This is a genomic window from Pantoea sp. GABEPS69 (assembly GCF_045780835.1).
Taxonomy (GTDB): Bacteria; Pseudomonadota; Gammaproteobacteria; order Enterobacterales; family Enterobacteriaceae; genus Pantoea; species Pantoea septica.
In genome coordinates this window covers 371,095-388,161 of sequence record NZ_CP118618.1, presented here as the reverse complement: position 1 = coordinate 388,161, position 17,067 = coordinate 371,095, and the positions used below count along the sequence as shown (strand labels likewise).

13 protein-coding genes are annotated in these 17,067 nt (G+C 59.9%); 5 read left to right on the top strand and 8 right to left on the bottom strand.

The window, feature by feature from the left end:
* Positions 1-67: 67 nt before the first annotated feature.
* From tldD to csrD, 8 genes are all read right to left on the bottom strand, one after another.
* The gene (gene tldD, locus PVE98_RS01880; RefSeq protein WP_033754790.1) at positions 68-1,513 is read right to left on the bottom strand and encodes a metalloprotease TldD; all 1,446 of its coding nucleotides are present in this window, start codon (positions 1,511-1,513) and stop codon (positions 68-70) included.
* A 126-nt stretch (positions 1,514-1,639) separates the two neighbouring features.
* Entirely contained in the window at positions 1,640-5,464 is a 3,825-nt protein-coding gene (yhdP, locus tag PVE98_RS01875; RefSeq protein WP_096072131.1) for an AsmA2 domain-containing protein YhdP, read from the bottom strand.
* Positions 5,465-5,610: 146 nt separating this feature from the next.
* Positions 5,611-7,080 carry a ribonuclease G gene (rng, locus tag PVE98_RS01870; protein ID WP_033754786.1) on the bottom strand — a complete coding sequence of 490 codons (1,470 nt, stop codon included), beginning with the start codon at positions 7,078-7,080 and terminating at the stop codon, positions 5,611-5,613.
* A 1-nt stretch (position 7,081) separates the two neighbouring features.
* Positions 7,082-7,663 carry a nucleoside triphosphate pyrophosphatase gene (locus PVE98_RS01865; RefSeq protein WP_096072132.1) on the bottom strand — a complete coding sequence of 194 codons (582 nt, stop codon included), beginning with the start codon at positions 7,661-7,663 and terminating at the stop codon, positions 7,082-7,084.
* Positions 7,664-7,671: 8 nt separating this feature from the next.
* Positions 7,672-8,160: a rod shape-determining protein MreD gene (gene mreD, locus PVE98_RS01860; RefSeq protein ID WP_033754780.1), complete on the bottom strand. Its 489-nt coding sequence runs from the start codon at positions 8,158-8,160 to the stop codon at positions 7,672-7,674.
* The gene (mreC, locus tag PVE98_RS01855; RefSeq protein ID WP_033754778.1) at positions 8,157-9,176 is read right to left on the bottom strand and encodes a rod shape-determining protein MreC; all 1,020 of its coding nucleotides are present in this window, start codon (positions 9,174-9,176) and stop codon (positions 8,157-8,159) included. Before mreC ends, mreD begins: the two co-directional genes overlap by 4 nt.
* A 147-nt stretch (positions 9,177-9,323) precedes the next feature.
* Entirely contained in the window at positions 9,324-10,367 is a 1,044-nt protein-coding gene (gene mreB / locus PVE98_RS01850) for a rod shape-determining protein MreB (RefSeq protein WP_003855260.1), read from the bottom strand.
* A gap of 311 nt (positions 10,368-10,678) precedes the next feature.
* Entirely contained in the window at positions 10,679-12,628 is a 1,950-nt protein-coding gene (csrD, locus tag PVE98_RS01845; RefSeq protein WP_096072133.1) for an RNase E specificity factor CsrD, read from the bottom strand.
* Positions 12,629-12,910: 282 nt separating this feature from the next.
* On the opposite strand from csrD, the gene msrP reads away from it, so the two are divergent.
* The 5 genes from msrP to accC all read left to right on the top strand — a co-directional run bounded on the left by msrP (position 12,911) and on the right by accC (position 17,043).
* On the top strand, positions 12,911-13,915 hold the full coding sequence (gene msrP / locus PVE98_RS01840; RefSeq protein WP_096072134.1) for a protein-methionine-sulfoxide reductase catalytic subunit MsrP: 1,005 nt from the start codon (positions 12,911-12,913) through the stop codon (positions 13,913-13,915).
* Positions 13,916-14,518: a protein-methionine-sulfoxide reductase heme-binding subunit MsrQ gene (msrQ, locus tag PVE98_RS01835; RefSeq protein WP_033754766.1), complete on the top strand. Its 603-nt coding sequence runs from the start codon at positions 13,916-13,918 to the stop codon at positions 14,516-14,518.
* A 222-nt stretch (positions 14,519-14,740) separates the two neighbouring features.
* Complete coding sequence (aroQ, locus tag PVE98_RS01830) at positions 14,741-15,193, top strand: type II 3-dehydroquinate dehydratase (protein ID WP_033755287.1); 453 nt, start codon at positions 14,741-14,743, stop codon at positions 15,191-15,193.
* Between the two features lie 21 nt (positions 15,194-15,214).
* Positions 15,215-15,682 carry an acetyl-CoA carboxylase biotin carboxyl carrier protein gene (gene accB / locus PVE98_RS01825; RefSeq protein ID WP_033754763.1) on the top strand — a complete coding sequence of 156 codons (468 nt, stop codon included), beginning with the start codon at positions 15,215-15,217 and terminating at the stop codon, positions 15,680-15,682.
* Between the two features lie 11 nt (positions 15,683-15,693).
* Positions 15,694-17,043, top strand: a complete 1,350-nt coding sequence (gene accC / locus PVE98_RS01820) for an acetyl-CoA carboxylase biotin carboxylase subunit (RefSeq protein ID WP_033754760.1) — start codon at positions 15,694-15,696, stop codon at positions 17,041-17,043.
* Positions 17,044-17,067 lie beyond the last annotated feature (24 nt).

The window sequence follows — 17,067 nt, the reverse complement described above, 5'->3', positions numbered from 1 at the left end:
CCAGCGATAGAAAGCGCCCGGTCCGGCATCCTTGCCAGACGCGCGCGCTGTCAGCGAGGGCGGAGGATCAGGCGGTGCCGCCGACGGTGAGTTTATCCAGCTTCAGCGTCGGCTGGCCAACGCCGACCGGCACGCTCTGCCCCTCTTTGCCGCACACGCCGACGCCTTTATCCAGCGCCAGATCGTTGCCGACCATCGAGATTTGCTGCATCGCCTCAATGCCGGAACCGATCAGCGTGGCGCCTTTCACCGGCTTCGTCACCTTGCCGTTCTCAATCAGATAGGCCTCGGAGGTCGAGAAGACAAATTTGCCGGAGGTGATGTCGACCTGGCCGCCGCCGAAGTTAGGCGCGTAGATGCCATACTCAACGCTTTCGATAATTTCCTGCGGCGTCGATTTGCCCGCCAGCATATAGGTGTTGGTCATACGCGGCATCGGCAGATGCGCATAGGACTCGCGGCGGCCGTTGCCGGTCGGCGCGACGCCCATCAGACGCGCGTTGAGCTTGTCCTGCATATAGCCTTTCAGCACACCGTTTTCGATCAGCACGTTGTACTGGCCCGGCACGCCTTCGTCATCTACCGCCAGCGAACCGCGCAGCCCTTCGATGGTGCCGTCGTCCACTACGGTGCAGAGCTCAGACGCCACCAGCTGGCCCATTTTGCCGCTGAATACCGAGGTCTCGCGGCGGTTGAAGTCGCCTTCCAGGCCATGGCCTACCGCTTCGTGCAGCAGCACGCCCGGCCAGCCCGCGCCCAGCACCACCGGCAACGTGCCCGCCGGCGCGGCAACGGCGGAAAGATTGACCAGCGCCATACGTACCGCCTCTTTCGCCCAGGCGTCGGCGCGCACGTCGCCGTTTTCATCAGCGAGGAAGAATTCGTAGCCGACGCGCGCGCCGCCGCCGCTGGAACCGCGTTCGCGTTTGCCGTTATCCTCTACCAGCACGCTGACGGAGAGGCGCACCAGCGGTCGCACGTCCGTTGCCAGCGTGCCGTCGGTCGCTGCCACCAGCACCTGCTCGTAAACGCCGCTCAGGCTGGCGTTGACCTCCTGCACGCGCGCGTCTGCGGCGCGCGCCACTTTGTCCACGCGCTGCAGCAGGGCGATTTTATCTTCGCGCGTCAGGCTGTCGAGCGGATTAAGCGGCTGATAGAGCGCGCGATGCATCACGTTGGAAAGGGTATGCGCCTTGCCGTTGCCCTGCTCGCGCACGATGCTGCGTGCCGCTTCCGCCGACTGGCGCAGGGCGTTCAGGGTAATCTGGTCCGCATAGGCGAAGCCGGTTTTTTCGCCGCTGACGGCGCGCACGCCGACGCCCTGGTCGATATGCCAGGAGCCGTCTTTGATAATCTTGTCTTCCAGCACCCAGGATTCATGGAAGCTGGACTGAAAATAGAGGTCGGCATAATCCAGACGACGTTCTGAAAGCTGCCCTAACAGGGAAAACAGGTCCTGCTGATTAATATTGTTAGCAGTTAGCAACTGCTCACTTACCAGGTTCAGAGTCATCGTATCTCGCTCGTTTTATGCTCAGATAATGAGGGTGTGACACTCATTGTGCGTCAGAGCCCGCTGGCCCTGCGCTAATAACGTCAGATTTTACTAGCCTGCGGCAATTCCCTGACGGCGTCAAATTCACTTCTTTTCGTCTTCGCGCGGTTTGCGCAGAACTTCGTTGATTTGCGGCTTATCCAGCGGGCCGTCGATGTGATAGCGCAGCAGCGAGATTTTATTCCACAGCGGACCCAGCACCTTACTCGCTGCGAAGACCGCCGCGCCCACGACCGGATTAATCACAAAGGCGGTGGCTACACCGACCGAGGCGGAGATCTCGGGCGCGACCACCGCTTCCATATCGATATTGCGCTTCACTAAATCGACCTTGCCCTGCATCGCGATATCCGCTTCAAGGCCATCCACCAGGAGGTTATCGGTGCGCATCACACCGTTTTCAATCCACGCGGTGCCGTTAATCGAGTCGAAGTAGAAGCCGTCGTTATTAAATGTATCGTTAAAATCGAGACGCAGCTTGCGCAGCAGCGCATCGAAGCTCACCAGACGCAGCAGCTGTCCCGCCGCGCCGGTATTGACGTCGGCGATCTGCCCTTTGCCGAAGTGAGTTTTAAGCGTGCCGCTCAGCGTCTCTTCCGAAGGCTGCCACGGCGCCGAGCGCCAGTGTAGATCGTAATCGACCTTGAAGGAGGCGTCGCGCAGCGGCGTATTGACGCCAAACCAGTTGGTGGCGTTGTTGATATTGCTGCCGCTCAGCGAGCCCTTCAGCGAGGTGCGCGGAGCGTCGGGGCTGTTAACCCATTCGCCGGAGACCTTGAGACGCGAGCTGCCGGTATCCACCAGACCGTTAGTAAGTGCTAACGTATCACCTTTTGGCGCGACCTGCGCCTGGATGCGACCGAACTTTTGCCCCCGCAGCCAGCATTCGGCGCAGCTTAGCTGCAGCGCGGGCCAGCGGCTAAAGTCGATTTTACTCGCCTGCTGCTGCTGCTGCTGGCGCGCCGCGCCGCTGTCGCCGCCGCTTTGCCATTCAGGGTTGTAATAAAGGTAGTCGAGGGCGACGCGCCATGCGGCGTTTTGCGCCATCGCCAGCGTGCCGCGAATTTCCCGCCCTGTAATGCTGACGTTGCTGCTGCCCTTAGCGCCTTGCTCCAGCGTCGCGTCGATATCATGCCACTGCTGCCCGGCCAGGGTGACCGCCGGCGTGCGCAAGGTGACGTCGCCCGGCAAGGCCACGCCGCCCATTTCGCTTGCGCCGCCGCCCTGAGCAGCGCCGCCCGCCATCATCAATCCAGCCCAAGCTTCCCCGTCCAGCGCAGGCAGATTTAATACCATGCCCGCGCGATCCGGCAAGGCGGGTTTGCTGCGCGCATCGTTCAGCCAGACGCCGCGCTCGACGCGCAGCTGCGGCTCAAGAAGCCAGCGGCTGTTGAAACGATGACGATTCGCCACGCTGCCGCTGAGTTCGAACTGTTTCAGATCGCCGCTGGCGTTGACCGCGATGGGCATCGCTTCGCCGCCAGCCTTGTTGAGCGGCGCCGGTAAGCGACTGCTTACTTCTTTTGCATCGCCTTTCAACTCGACGTCATAGCGCGCTCCGCCCTGATGCGGCAGCGTAATGTTTACCTTGCCCTGCCACGGCAGATGGCCGCTAAGCTGGCTGGCGATCTGCGCGGGCACCTGCGACAGCTTCGCCGGCTGCCAGTCGCCGTCGAGCTGGATGTTGACGCCGAAGTCCTGCGGATTCTCTTTGGTGCTAAAGCTGACGTTGACCGGCTGACCGAACCAGTTCGCGCGCAGCGTATCGCTGTCCAGATTGCCGTTATTAAAGCGGAAACGGCCGGTGAGGTTTTCCAGGGTAGTGTCGAGCGGCTTAATGTGCAAAGCGTTATTGTTGAGATCGACGTTGCCGCTGGCGTGCACCAGCTCGCCGTCGAGCGGAATATCAAGCTTCAGGTGTCCCTGGGTTTTTCCCTTTATCTCCAGCTGCTCCAGCGCCGCGCCCAGCGACTTTTTCAGCGGCGTATCCTGGAAATAGCGCGCGATCTGATCGCCATTGCCGCTGATATCGCCGTCGATCAGCAGCTTCTCTTTCAGATAGTCCGGGATGACCGCGCTGAAATTGCTGACGTCGACTTCGCCCAGCCTGAAGCGCGGCGCCCGCATCCACAGCCCGTCGTTGATAAAGTCGAGATCGATATCGAGCTGCGTCACGTCAGGCCAGTTGGGCTGAAAGGCGTAGGTTCCGTGACGCAGCGGCACCCATACCTGAAACATGCCGTCGTTATGACTGAACGGGAACAGTTTCGGATTGCCGGCGAAGAGCAGCGTGGCGTTATCGACTTGGCCGCCTTTGATAGCGCCGCTCAGATAGCGCGTGAGCGCCTTGCCCATCAGCGGCTGCGGAAAATAGCGCCAGGCGTCGCCCGCGTCGGTAACGCGGATGCCGGCGAGAATGTCGAGGCGCGGATCGCGCCCAAGATTTTGCTGATAGCGGAAATCGCCGCGCGCCCAGAGCGAGCGCGCCTGCACATTGAGATCGCGGCCGTCGAGCGTTAATCCGTTCGCGTCGCGCAGCCAGCTCAGCGAGCCGTGCAGCTGGTGGATCTCCAGCGGCGCGTTGAACATGGCGCTATAGGCTACATCGGTGCGGCCCATTTCAACGTTGACCTGCCCGTTGCTCAGACTGCCGCGCGCCTCGCCGCTCAGGTTGCTGACGCCCGGCAGCAGCTGCCAGGGCTGCCAGCGGAAGTCGCGCCATTTGACCTGCATCCGCGTCTGATCCGGCTGCTCCAGCGGAATATCCAGCGCCAGCCCTTCGATGGTGCCCTGCGGCTGCAGCGCGCGCCAGTTTTCGAACAGCGACGGCGACAGCGGCGCGAAGAGCGGCACCAGCGGCGCGATGCGGTTCAGCACCAGCTGCGTCGCCCTGATCCGCACTTCGCCCTGATGTTCAGGGCCGAGCAGCTCTTTATCCTGCGGACGCCACAGCAGCGCGACGTGCCCTGCCGGCCATGCCTCGCCGTCGGTGCTGAGGCGCGTCTGCGGCACGCTGACCATCCAGCCGTTTTGATAGCGCGAGAGGTGCGCGGTCAGGCCATCGACCTGCAGGTGATGCGCGCCCTCTTCGCTCTGCCAGTTCGCGCCGCCCTTACGCAGCAGCAGATCGCCTGCGTAAAGCTCGCCTTCGCGCAGGCTGACCCAGGCCGCCAGGCTGAAACGCGCGCTGTCGAGCCGCGTATTGTCGCGCATCCAGCGCCCCAGCCACGGCCGCACGTCGACGTCGTCCGCCTGCATCCAGATGCGGCCGTCGTTGAGTAAGCCCTCGCTATCGTTTAGGTCGAGCCGCACCTGCACCACGCCGTGCTGGCCGGTAAAGCTGGAGAGGCTCACCTCGCCTTCCGCGCGATGGCGGTTTTTCTCGTTCAGCCAGGTGAGTTTCGGGATCGCCAGCTCGGCGCGCTGGCCGGAGGGGGTGCGGAAAAAGATCGAGCTGTCGCGCAGGTCGAAGTGGTCGAACTGGCGCAGGAAAAGTTCGTTGATGCGGCCGGGGCGGAAGCTGTTTTTCTCTTTATCGCTGGAGAAAAGCGGACGGTTGCTGTCGAGGCGCAGCTGCCAGAAGGTGAGATCGCGAAACTGCCAGCGCCAGTGAAGCAGCGACTGCCAGACATCCAGCGCCAGCGTGACGCGCGCGATGTCGAGCTTGCCGTTCGCCTGCATATCGACGCGCAGATCGCGGATCTGCAGAGTCGGCCCGAAGGTTTCCCAACGGCCGCTCAGCGCGTCGGCGGTCACGCTGACCCCGCTGGCGCGCGACACCGTCGACAGAATTTCGCTGCGGTAGGTGTCGAGGTGCGGCATCGCCAGACGCAGCCCGCTGACCAGCAGCGCCACGATCACAATCGCGGTCGCAACCAGCAGTAACAAAATCCTCGGCAGCTGCCTCACACACCTCTCCTTGTCTTCCGCATTGGACGGATGGTTATCTCTCATACTCAACCGTCGCCAGACAATCAGCGGTATGAATGCGCATTTTAACCTAAGCAAGGCCGCTTTTTTAGCCCGTCGACGAGGGATTCGCCGGAAGCGAGGGCTTACATCATGACGACGTCGAACTGCTCCTGGGTATAGAGCGGCTCAATATGCACCTTGACCTGTTTGCCGACGAAAATCTCCACCTCCGCCAGCGCGTGCGATTCATCGCTTTTCAGCGCTTCGCCGACTGCCGGAGAGACATAGACCAGAAAACGATCGGAGTCGTAGGCGTGATGGACGCGGACGATTTCACGCATGATTTCGTAGCAGACCGTTTCCACCGTCTTCAGCGTGCCGCGCCCTTTGCAGACCGGGCAATCCTCGCACAGCACATGCTCGATGCTTTCGCGCGTACGCTTACGCGTCATTTCTACCAGGCCCAGCGCCGAGAAGCCGTGGATGCCGGTTTTTACCCGATCCTTGCTTAGCGCCGCCTCCAGCGAATGCAGCACGCGACGGCGGTGCTCTTCGTTGCTCATATCGATAAAGTCGATGATGATGATGCCGCCGAGGTTGCGCAGCCGCAGCTGGCGCGCAATCGCCTGCGTCGCCTCGACGTTGGTATTAAAAATGGTTTCGTCGAGATTGCGGTGGCCGACAAAGGCGCCGGTATTGATGTCGATAGTGGTCATCGCCTCGGTCTGATCGATGATCAGATAACCGCCTGACTTCAGCTCGACCTTACGGTCCAGCGAGCGCTGAATTTCATTCTCGACGTCAAAAAGATCGAAAATCGGCTGCTTGCCGGCGTAGAGCTCCAGCTTGTCGGCCATTTCCGGTATGTATTCGCGCGTGAATTCCACCAGCAGTTCGCAGGTGAGCCGCGAATCTACGCGGATGCGATCCAGCGCCGCGCCGGCGAAATCACGCAGAATGCGCTGCGCCAGCGCCAGCTCGCCATAGAGCAGGCAGCGGGTCTGATTGCGTTTTTTCCGCTCGGTGACTTTGGTCCAGAGGCGTTTCAGAAAAGCGGCGTCCTGCGCCAGCTCCTCTTCGCCGATGCCTTCGGCTGCGGTACGGATAATAAAGCCGCCGAGATCGTCGCAGTAGTCCGCTACCACCGCCTTCAGGCGTTCGCGCTCGCGTTCGCTTTCGATACGCTGAGAGACGCCGACGTGCGAGGCGCCTGGCATAAAGACCAGATAGCGCGACGGCAGCGTGATGTCGGTGGTGAGGCGCGCGCCTTTGGTGCCGAGCGGATCTTTCACCACCTGCACCATCAGATCCTGTCCCTGCCGCACCAGCTCGGCGATATCGCGCACGATAAAGTTTTTCTTCTCGTCGCCGGCGACGCACTCGGTGTGCGGCATAATATCGGAGGCGTGCAAAAAGGCGGCTTTATCCAGACCGATGTCGACAAAGGCCGCCTGCATGCCGGGCAGAACGCGACTGACGCGTCCTTTGTAAATATTGCCGACGATGCCGCGCCGCGCTTCGCGCTCGATATGTATTTCCTGCAGAATGCCGCCGTCGATATAGGCAACGCGCGTCTCGGAAGGCGTGACGTTGACCAGTAATTCAGCCGTCATGTTATCCCCTTACGGCACGCAGTGACTGAAAATGGCTGAATAACTCGCCTGTCTCAACCAACGGCAATCCGACAACCGCGTGATAGCTTCCATTAATTTTACGGACAAAGTTTCCACCTGTGCCCTGAATTCCGTAGGCGCCGGCTTTGTCCATCGGCTCGCCGGTCGCGATATAGTCGGCGATCTCCGCCGCGCTCAGCAGGCGAAAGGTCACGTCCGTCGTCACTAAGCAGTCGAGCACGCGCTCGCGATCCGCCAGCGCAACGGCGGTCATCACCTGATGCGTCTGGCCGGAGAGCCGCGCCAGCATGCTGGCGGCGTCGGCGGCGTCGCGCGGTTTTTCCAGCACGTCGCCGTTGAGCACCACGATGGTATCCGCGCCCAGCACCGGCAGGTCCTGTTCCGCTACGGCGACGCCGGCGCGCGCTTTATCATGCGCCAGGCGACGCACATAGCTTTCCGCCGCCTCATCAGGGCGGCGTCGCTCTTCAACATCGGTATGGAGACGTTCAAACGACAGGCCAAGCTGCGTCAGCAGCTCACGTCGACGCGGTGAACCGGAAGCCAGATAGAGGGATAGCATAAAATTCCTTACTGAACAGCGAACTGACGACGAATCTTTCTCATTAATAAGAATAGCCAGGGCCAGAGAATCCCGTCGATAACGCTGCTCCAGAAAATTTCTGGCCTGAACGATACGTTGATCACCAAAAATTCCGCCCAGAAGACGATGACATCCACCGCCAGCGACAGCACCATAACCATTAACGCCTGCTGCCACAACGCTAAGTTGCGGAAAAGCTGGAATTTAAAGGCGACCAGATAGGCGATGATGCTGAGCGCCAGCGCGCGTACGCCAAGAGTGGATCCGGCGATCAGATCCATCACCCCGCCCAGCACGAAGCCGGTGCCAACGTTGACGCGGTGCGGCAGCGCCAGCACCCAGTAAACCAGGATAAGCAGGATCCATGAAGGCCGGAACATATAGAGCTGTTCCGGCCATGGCATGATCTGCAGCACGAGGGCGACAAGAAAGGACAGCCAGATAACCCAACGACCCTGGCTGCGGTAACGACTCAAGGCTGGCCTCCGCGCGCGTTAGCAGGCGCGCTTTGCGTCCCGCCGCTGCTGGCTGGCGCTGGCGGCCCCATCTGCGCGGACGGCGCAGGCGGCCCCATCTCGCCCGCTGGCGGCAACACCTGCGGCATCATCTGCATCAGGCGTTCGTTGGCGACGCGGTGTACTTCATCCGGCGCCATCGGCATGTCGCCGTTTTTATCCGCGCCCCACAGCAGCAGCAGATAGCGCAGGCGCTGCAGACCGGCGGTCGGACGTGCCTGAATCACGGTATAGGCGCGCTGCGTATCAACCTTGACGGAAGAGACCACCGCGACCGGATAACCTTCCGGGAAACGGCCGCCCAGGCCCGAGGTCACCAGCATATCGCCGACGCGAATATCGGTGTTGCCCGGCAGGTGCTCCAGCTGCAGATCTTCGGTGCAGCCGTTGCCTGCCGCGATGACGCGAATATCGTTGCGCAGCACCTGAATCGGCAGCGCATGCGACGCGTCGCAAATCAGCAGAACGCGGCTGGTCACCTGGCCGACGGCGATAACCTGACCGACGACGCCTTTGTCGCTGATGACCGGCTGGCCTTCATAGACGCCATTGACGCTGCCTTTGTCGATCACCACCTGATCGGTGTAAGGATCGGTGCCGGTGGAGATCACCTGCGTCACCATCTTGTGCTCGTCCTGACGCAGCGGCGAACCGAGCAGTTCGCGCAGGCGTGCGTTTTCCTGCTTATATTGCCCCAGCATCAGCAGGTCGCTGTTTTTCAGGAAAAGCTCGCGGCGCAGGGCTTTATTCTCCAGCTCAAGCTGCTGGCGCGACGCCAGCGAACCGGAAATGCCGTCAAGAATCTGACGCGGGCCGTTGGCCAGGAAATAAAACGGACTGACCGATGTGTCCAGATAGTTGCGGATTTGGGTAAACGAACCCAGGCGGCTATCGGCGACGATAATCGCGATGGCTACTATCACCGCCAAAAACAGGCGCAACTGCAGGGAAGGCCCCCTGCTAAAAATCGGCTTCATATATTCTGCGTGTTCCTCGACAACAGGTAAGGAAGTACGGCCATCGCCGTACTTCCCTGGGCTGGACAGCTGACGCCGACGCGCGCGGCGTCAGCTTCCACGCGACTCCCTGCGCATTTCGATTCAGGTCTCAGCCGATTGAGGCGATTATTCTTCGCTGAACAAATCGCCGCCATGCATGTCGATCATTTCCAGCGCTTTACCGCCACCGCGCGCCACGCAGGTCAGCGGATCTTCTGCGACGACCACCGGAATGCCGGTCTCTTCCATCAGCAGACGATCCAGGTTGCGCAGCAGCGCGCCGCCGCCGGTCAGCACCATGCCGCGTTCAGAGATGTCCGACGCCAGTTCCGGCGGGCACTGCTCCAGCGCGACCATTACCGCGCTCACGATGCCGGTTAACGGCTCCTGCAGCGCTTCCAGAATTTCATTAGAGTTCAGCGTAAAGCCGCGCGGCACCCCTTCCGCGAGGTTACGGCCGCGTACTTCGATTTCGCGCACTTCGTCGCCCGGATAGGCGGAGCCGATCTCATGCTTGATACGCTCTGCCGTCGCTTCGCCGATCAGCGAGCCGTAGTTACGGCGCACATAATTAATGATCGCTTCGTCGAAGCGATCGCCGCCGATACGGACAGAGGATGAATAAACCACGCCGTTCAGGGAGATGACCGCCACTTCGGTGGTGCCGCCGCCGATATCGACCACCATGGAGCCGGTCGCTTCTGAAACCGGCAGGCCAGCGCCGATCGCGGCCGCCATCGGCTCTTCGATCAGGAAGACTTCACGCGCGCCCGCACCCTGCGCGGATTCACGGATAGCGCGACGCTCTACCTGGGTCGCGCCGACCGGCACGCACACCAGCACGCGCGGGCTAGGACGCATAAAGCTGTTGCTGTGCACCTGTTTAATAAAGTGCTGCAGCATTTTTTCAGTGACGAAAAAGTCCGCGATCACGCCATCTTTCATCGGGCGAATCGCTGCAATATTACCTGGCGTACGGCCGAGCATCTGTTTTGCATCATGGCCAACGGCCGCCACGCTCTTTGGGGAACCGGCACGGTCCTGGCGGATGGCAACCACGGAAGGCTCGTTCAGCACGATGCCTTGTCCTTTTACATAAATCAGGGTATTCGCGGTACCCAGGTCAATGGACAAGTCATTGGAAAACATGCCACGAAATTTTTTAAACATATCTAAAGGATAATCCTGCAAGCTGGGGGCGGAAAATAAAATCCGCTTACTTTACCAACCACGCGAAGCCGCCACAAGGCGCAAAAACGTTCTGCTTCGGTGAAAAAATAGACCAATTTGGCTTTACACGATCGTCAACGAGAACTCACGGGTGCAAAACGGCGGTATTCACCCGTTTTACTGACTTCATGCGCCCGTTCAGGCGCGCTCGTTCGACATAAAATCTAACATTTCCGCCACAGGATATTGGCGATGCCGCCGCCTCTTCCTGCCGCTCAGATCCGGCTTTAGGTGGTTGCCACCGGAAATGGCTAAATATGATAGCGTTGTGAATACTTTTTCACATTACTGTTTACCGGCAGCGAAGGCGCAAAGAGATCGCCCTGCCCGCCCGATACGCCCAGGCCAATCAGCGTCTGCCATTCCGCATGCGTGCGTACGCCCGTCGCGAACACCTGCGTCTGGGCTGATTTGCACACTTCCAGCAGGCTCTGCACGAACAGCTGATTTTCGGTGCGCCGATCGATATTGCGCACCAGGCCAGGATCAAGCTTGATTAAATCGATGGGGAATTGCCTGATATAGGCGCTGCTCACCACGGTTAAGCCCGCCTGATCGACGGCGATACGACAGCCGAACGCCTGTAGCGCATGAAATACCGGCGCTAAACGGTTGATGTGTTGACAGACATCTGCCTCAGCAAGTTCAAATAAAAATCGTTTTCTTTGCGCTTTAGTGCACTGCAGCAGCATGTTCTGCAGCCAGTTAAAGAAAGGACGCTGCAGCAGCGAGTCGATATTGATCGGCAGCGCCAGAGTTTCGTCAGGCCAGACGTCAGACAGAGCGGCGATACGCGTGACCAGCTGACGGTCCCAGCCGTCCGCCATGCCGAACTGCAGCACCAGCGGCATAAACTCCGCCGCCAGCACCTCTTTATCGCCGTCGAAGATACGCATCAGCAGTTCGCGATGATGCACGCTGCCGTCCAGCAGCACCGCCGGTTTCTGATAGAGACGCGGACCGCCGCGGCTCAGCGTGTTTTCCAGCAGGGTTCGCCAGCGCACGCTGCCGCGCCCGGCATCGAGGGGATTCCCCTCGCCGTTGGACCAGTTGTTGCCGCCCAGCAGCGTCGCCCGCCGCGTCGCCATCTCGACGTTATCCATTACCTGCGACACGCTCTGCCCGCTGTGCCAGGCGCTGATGCCGATATGAATCAGATCGTCGCGGTTCACCATGCGCATCGGCGGCAGCGAATCGACGGCGTTAATGAGCTGATCCGCGATGCTGTTAGCCTCTTTCAGGCTGCGGTGCGGCAGCAGCACCGCAAAGTCGCTACGAAAGTAGCGGGCCAGCAGCGCGCCGGGGTAGCGCAGTACGAAGGTCGAGAGCATATTGACCAGATCGTAGAGATACTCATCCACCAGCGTCGTTCCCAGGGTCTCATTGAGCATATCGAGATCGGGCAGGCGCACCATCATCACCACGCCGTGCGTGCCGACATCCTCCTGGTCTTCCAGCAGCGTCGCCAGCTGATTGTCAAAAAAGAGCCGGTTGTTGAGGCCGGTGCGGCTATCCTGCGCGGCAAAGGCGCGAATCAGCGTGTCGATACGCAGGCGCTGCTCGCCCGCCTCCTGCAGATCGTTCAGCAGCACGTCGATGGCGCTGCTGGCGCGCGGCGGCCACTCGTCGACGTCGCCTTTGCGCAGCTGCGTCCGCTCGCCCGCCAGGATCGCCTCGGCACGTTTCTCCAGCCGCTCCATGCCGCGCCACTGGCGGTTGAGCCAGCAGTGCATCATAAACAGCAGCAGGCTCATCACCAGCACCACAAAGAGGATCGCCGCCAGGGTATAGACGCCGGTAAAGGACTGGAACCAGGTTCTGGCTGGGTCGAGCGCCACGACGCGCAGCGTTACGCCCGGCTGATGAACCAGCGGCACGTCGAACTGGATAAAGCGGTTGGTTTCATCTTCCAGCATCGGATTTTCATGCCGGCTGAGTCGGAACAGGACACCGTCGCCGTTGCGCAGCTCGATCCGTTCGGTGTTTATCACCGTCATGGTATGCTGCAGCCAGTCGCGCAGCGCGTCAGGCGGTTGCTTCAGCAGCGCCTGATCCACTTCGGTCGCTAGCGTCTGTACGCGTCCTTCGACGCGCTGATGGGTTAGCCAGTAAACGCTAAAAGCGCAGCCCACCAGCATCAAAAACATCGCCAGTAAGCTTAAAAATGTAATAAACGCAGATAGTTTCGTGGTTAATCGCATCCCTGTGCCTGTTCGCTGCGGTAATGACCCATTTACGCCCGCCCTGCGCCGCGCCTGACGCAGGCGCGAGCAAAATAGCATAAATCCCGCTCTGCGGCAGCGCCGCTGCGTAAGATGAGCAAGTATATCCGTACCAGACAACGGTTAGCCCGGGTCGTTCAGCTTTTCGGCGCATTCTCATCGGCGCGTCGTGCCAGGAAATTTCATATTTTAGCGGCGAAAGTCGCGGCGATCGGCAATAGTCATCATGCTGGAAGGCATATTCGAGCCGGGAGGTGAGCGATGAAACCCACAAAATATCTGACTGAAGCCGACGTTACGCCGGAAAGCATCTTTAATATGCGACGCCGCCAGGTGCTGAAAACTCTCGGCCTGAGCGCCGCGGCGCTCGGCCTGCCTGGCGTCGCGCAGGCGGATGTGCTGAGCTGGTTCAAAGGCAACGATCGCCCCGCCGCGCCTGCCGGACGCCCGCTAACCTTCAGCAAGCCGGAAAAGTATCAGGCCAGCCTGACGCTGACGCCGGAAGATAAGGTCGCCGGCTATAACAACTTCTATGAATTCGGCCTTGATAAGGCGGACCCCGCCGCCAATGCCGGCACGCTGAAAACCGATCCCTGGCAGCTGACCATCGACGGCGAAGTAGCGAAGCCGATCACGCTCAACATGGACGATATTTTCAAAAAGTTCGCCATGGAGCAGCGAATCTATCGCATGCGCTGCGTCGAGGCCTGGTCGATGGTCGTGCCCTGGGTCGGTTTCGAGCTTAATAAGCTGCTGAAGCTGGCGGAGCCCAACAGCAATGCGCGCTTCGTCGCGTTTCAGACGCTCTACGCGCCCGATCAGATGCCGGGGCAGAAAGATCGCTTTATCGGCGGCGGACTGGACTACCCCTACGTGGAAGGACTGCGCCTTGACGAGGCGATGCACCCGTTAACTCTGCTCAGCACCGGCGTGTACGGCAAAGCGCTGCCGCCGCAGAACGGCGCGCCGATTCGCCTGACCGTGCCGTGGAAATATGGTTTTAAAGGCATTAAGTCGATCGTCAAGATTACCCTGACGCGCGATCGGCCGCCGACGACCTGGAATCAGATTGCGGCAAACGAATATGGTTTTTATGCCAATGTTAATCCGCACGTCGACCATCCGCGCTGGTCGCAGGCGACCGAACGCTTTATCGGCCCCGGCGGCACGCTCAGCGTGAAGCGTCAGCCGACGCTGCTGTTTAACGGCTACGCTGACGAGGTAGCCTCGCTCTATCGCGGGCTCGATTTGCGGGAGAACTACTGAGTGCGCCTGACGCTGAAACAGATCGTCTGGCTCAAGGCGGTCCTGCATCTGGCGGCGTTTTTGCCGCTGGTCTACCTCTTTATGGCGGCGAACCAGGGCTGGTTGAGCGCCGACCCGGCGAAGGATATTCAGCACTTCACCGGCAGAATGGCGCTGAAGCTGCTGCTGGGCACGCTGCTGGTGTCGCCGCTGACGCGCTACGCGAAACAGCCATTGCTCATCCGCACTCGCCGCCTGCTCGGCGTCTGGACCTTCGTCTGGGCCTCTCTTCATCTGCTGAGTTACTACCTGCTGGAGCTGGGCGTCGACAACCTGGGGCTGCTGGGCCGCGAGCTGGTCACGCGCCCCTATCTTACGCTGGGCATCCTGACCTGGCTGATTCTGCTGGCGCTCGCGGCGACCTCGTTCCAGCGCGCCCAGCGCAAACTTGGCCGCCGCTGGCAAACGCTGCATAACTTTATCTATCTGGCGGCGATCCTCGCGCCGGTTCACTATCTCTGGTCGGTGAAGGTGCTCTCGCCTCAGCCGCTGCTTTACGCGCTGGGCGCACTGGCGTTGTTAGCGTGGCGTTACAAAAAGTTTCGTCAGTGGTTGCCACGCTAAGTTGTCTTCTCCCCGTTATTTCTGATAAAAGGTGTGGCCTTCGGGCCACGCTGGATCAACTTCGCAGATAAGACCAGTATTTTGCTGCGAATTGCCCCGAAACGGATATAATGCCCGGCTTTGTTGCGCGCGGCGTCGCCTTTTTGGGCGCGGCGGGTGACAAACGGAAGATAGCAAGGTATTTTACGCGATGCCTCAATGATTGCGGGAGATGGCAGCACGATGGCGCATAAATTTCACATTCTGCTTTTGAACGGTCCCAACCTTAATTTGCTGGGCACGCGCGAGCCGGAAAAGTATGGTCGCGCGACGCTGCAGCAAATCGTCAGCGATTTAGCCGCGCAGGCGGACCAGCTCGATGTGGAACTGAGTCATTTGCAGTCAAATGCGGAATATCAGCTGATCGATCGCATTCATGAGGCCAGAGGCAATGTGGATTACATCATCATTAATCCCGCTGCATTTACGCACACCAGCGTAGCATTGCGCGATGCCCTTCTGGCGGTAAGCATTCCTTTTATCGAGGTGCACCTCTCTAACGTGCACGCGCGTGAACCTTTCCGCCATCACTCCTATCTTTCCGACGTATCCGCCGGCGTCATTTGCGGTTTAGGCGCCGACGGCTACTCATGGGCTTTACAAACGGCAGTAAAACGCCTGTCTCACTCCAATTAAACAGAGTACGGAACCACACTCATGGATATTCGTAAAATTAAAAAACTGATCGAACTGGTTGAAGAATCCGGCATCGCTGAGCTGGAAATTTCTGAGGGCGAAGAGTCCGTTCGTATCAGCCGTGCACCTGCCAATGTGGGTTATCCCGTTATGCAGCAGGCTTACGCCGCGCCAGCTCCGCAGCCTGCGTTAGCCACCGCCGTCGCGCCGATCGCAGCGCCGGTCGTAGAGTCCGCCAAGCCTGCTGAAATCAGCGGCCACATCGTGCGTTCGCCGATGGTCGGCACCTTCTATCGCACGCCGAGCCCGGACGCGAAAGCCTTTGTTGAAATCGGACAGAAAGTTAACGCCGGCGACACGCTCTGCATCGTTGAAGCGATGAAGATGATGAACCAGATCGAAGCCGATAAATCTGGCGTCGTGAAAGCCATTCTGGTCGAAAGCGGCCAGCCGGTTGAATTTGACGAGCCGCTGGTCGTCATCGAATAACGAGGCGCACCATGCTGGATAAAATTGTCATTGCTAACCGCGGTGAAATCGCGCTGCGTATTCTCCGCGCCTGTAAAGAGCTGGGCATCAAGACCGTGGCGGTGCACTCCACCGCAGACCGCGATCTGAAACATGTACTGCTGGCGGACGAAACCGTCTGCATCGGCCCGGCACAGTCAGTTAAAAGCTATCTCAACATCCCGGCGCTGATCTCCGCCGCCGAGATTACCGGCGCGGTCGCCATCCACCCCGGCTACGGCTTCCTCTCTGAGAATGCCGATTTCGCCGAGCAGGTTGAGCGTTCCGGCTTTATCTTTATCGGCCCGAAAGCGGACACCATCCGCCTGATGGGCGATAAAGTTTCCGCCATCAACGCGATGAAAAAAGCGGGCGTGCCGACCGTACCCGGTTCCGACGGCTCGCTGGGCGACGACATGGAGAAAAACCGCGCTATCGCTAAGCGTATCGGTTATCCGGTCATCATCAAAGCGTCCGGCGGCGGCGGCGGTCGCGGCATGCGCGTCGTGCGCAGCGATAAAGAGCTCGAGCAGTCCATCAACATGACGAAAGCGGAAGCCAAAGCGGCTTTCAACAACGACATGGTCTACATGGAGAAGTACCTCGAGAATCCGCGTCATATCGAGATTCAGGTACTGGCCGACGGCCAGGGCAACGCGATCTATCTGGCCGAGCGCGACTGCTCTATGCAGCGTCGCCACCAGAAAGTGGTCGAAGAAGCGCCAGCGCCGGGCATTACGCCGGAACTGCGTCGCTATATCGGCGAGCGCTGTTCTAACGCCTGTATCGAAATCGGCTACCGCGGCGCAGGCACCTTCGAGTTCCTGTATGAAAACGGCGAGTTCTACTTTATCGAGATGAACACCCGTATTCAGGTCGAGCATCCGGTTACCGAGATGATCACCGGCGTGGATCTGATCAAAGAGCAGCTGCGCATCGCTGCCGGTCAGCCGCTCTCTATCAAGCAGGAAGACGTGATCATTCGCGGTCATGCGGTCGAGTGCCGTATCAACGCCGAAGATCCCAACACCTTCCTGCCGAGCCCGGGCAAAATCACCCGTTTCCACGCGCCAGGCGGTTTTGGCGTGCGTTGGGAATCGCATATTTACGCCGGCTACAGCGTGCCGCCGTACTATGATTCCATGATCGGCAAGCTGATCTGCTATGGCGAAACCCGCGACGTGGCGATCGCCCGCATGAAAAATGCGCTGGCTGAACTGATCATCGACGGCATCAAGACCAATATCGAGCTGCAAATGCGCATTATGTCCGACGAATACTTCCAGCAGGGTGGCACCAACATCCACTATCTGGAAAAGAAACTCGGACTGTACGATAAGTAAGCGCAACAGTAAGGGCGATGCCGG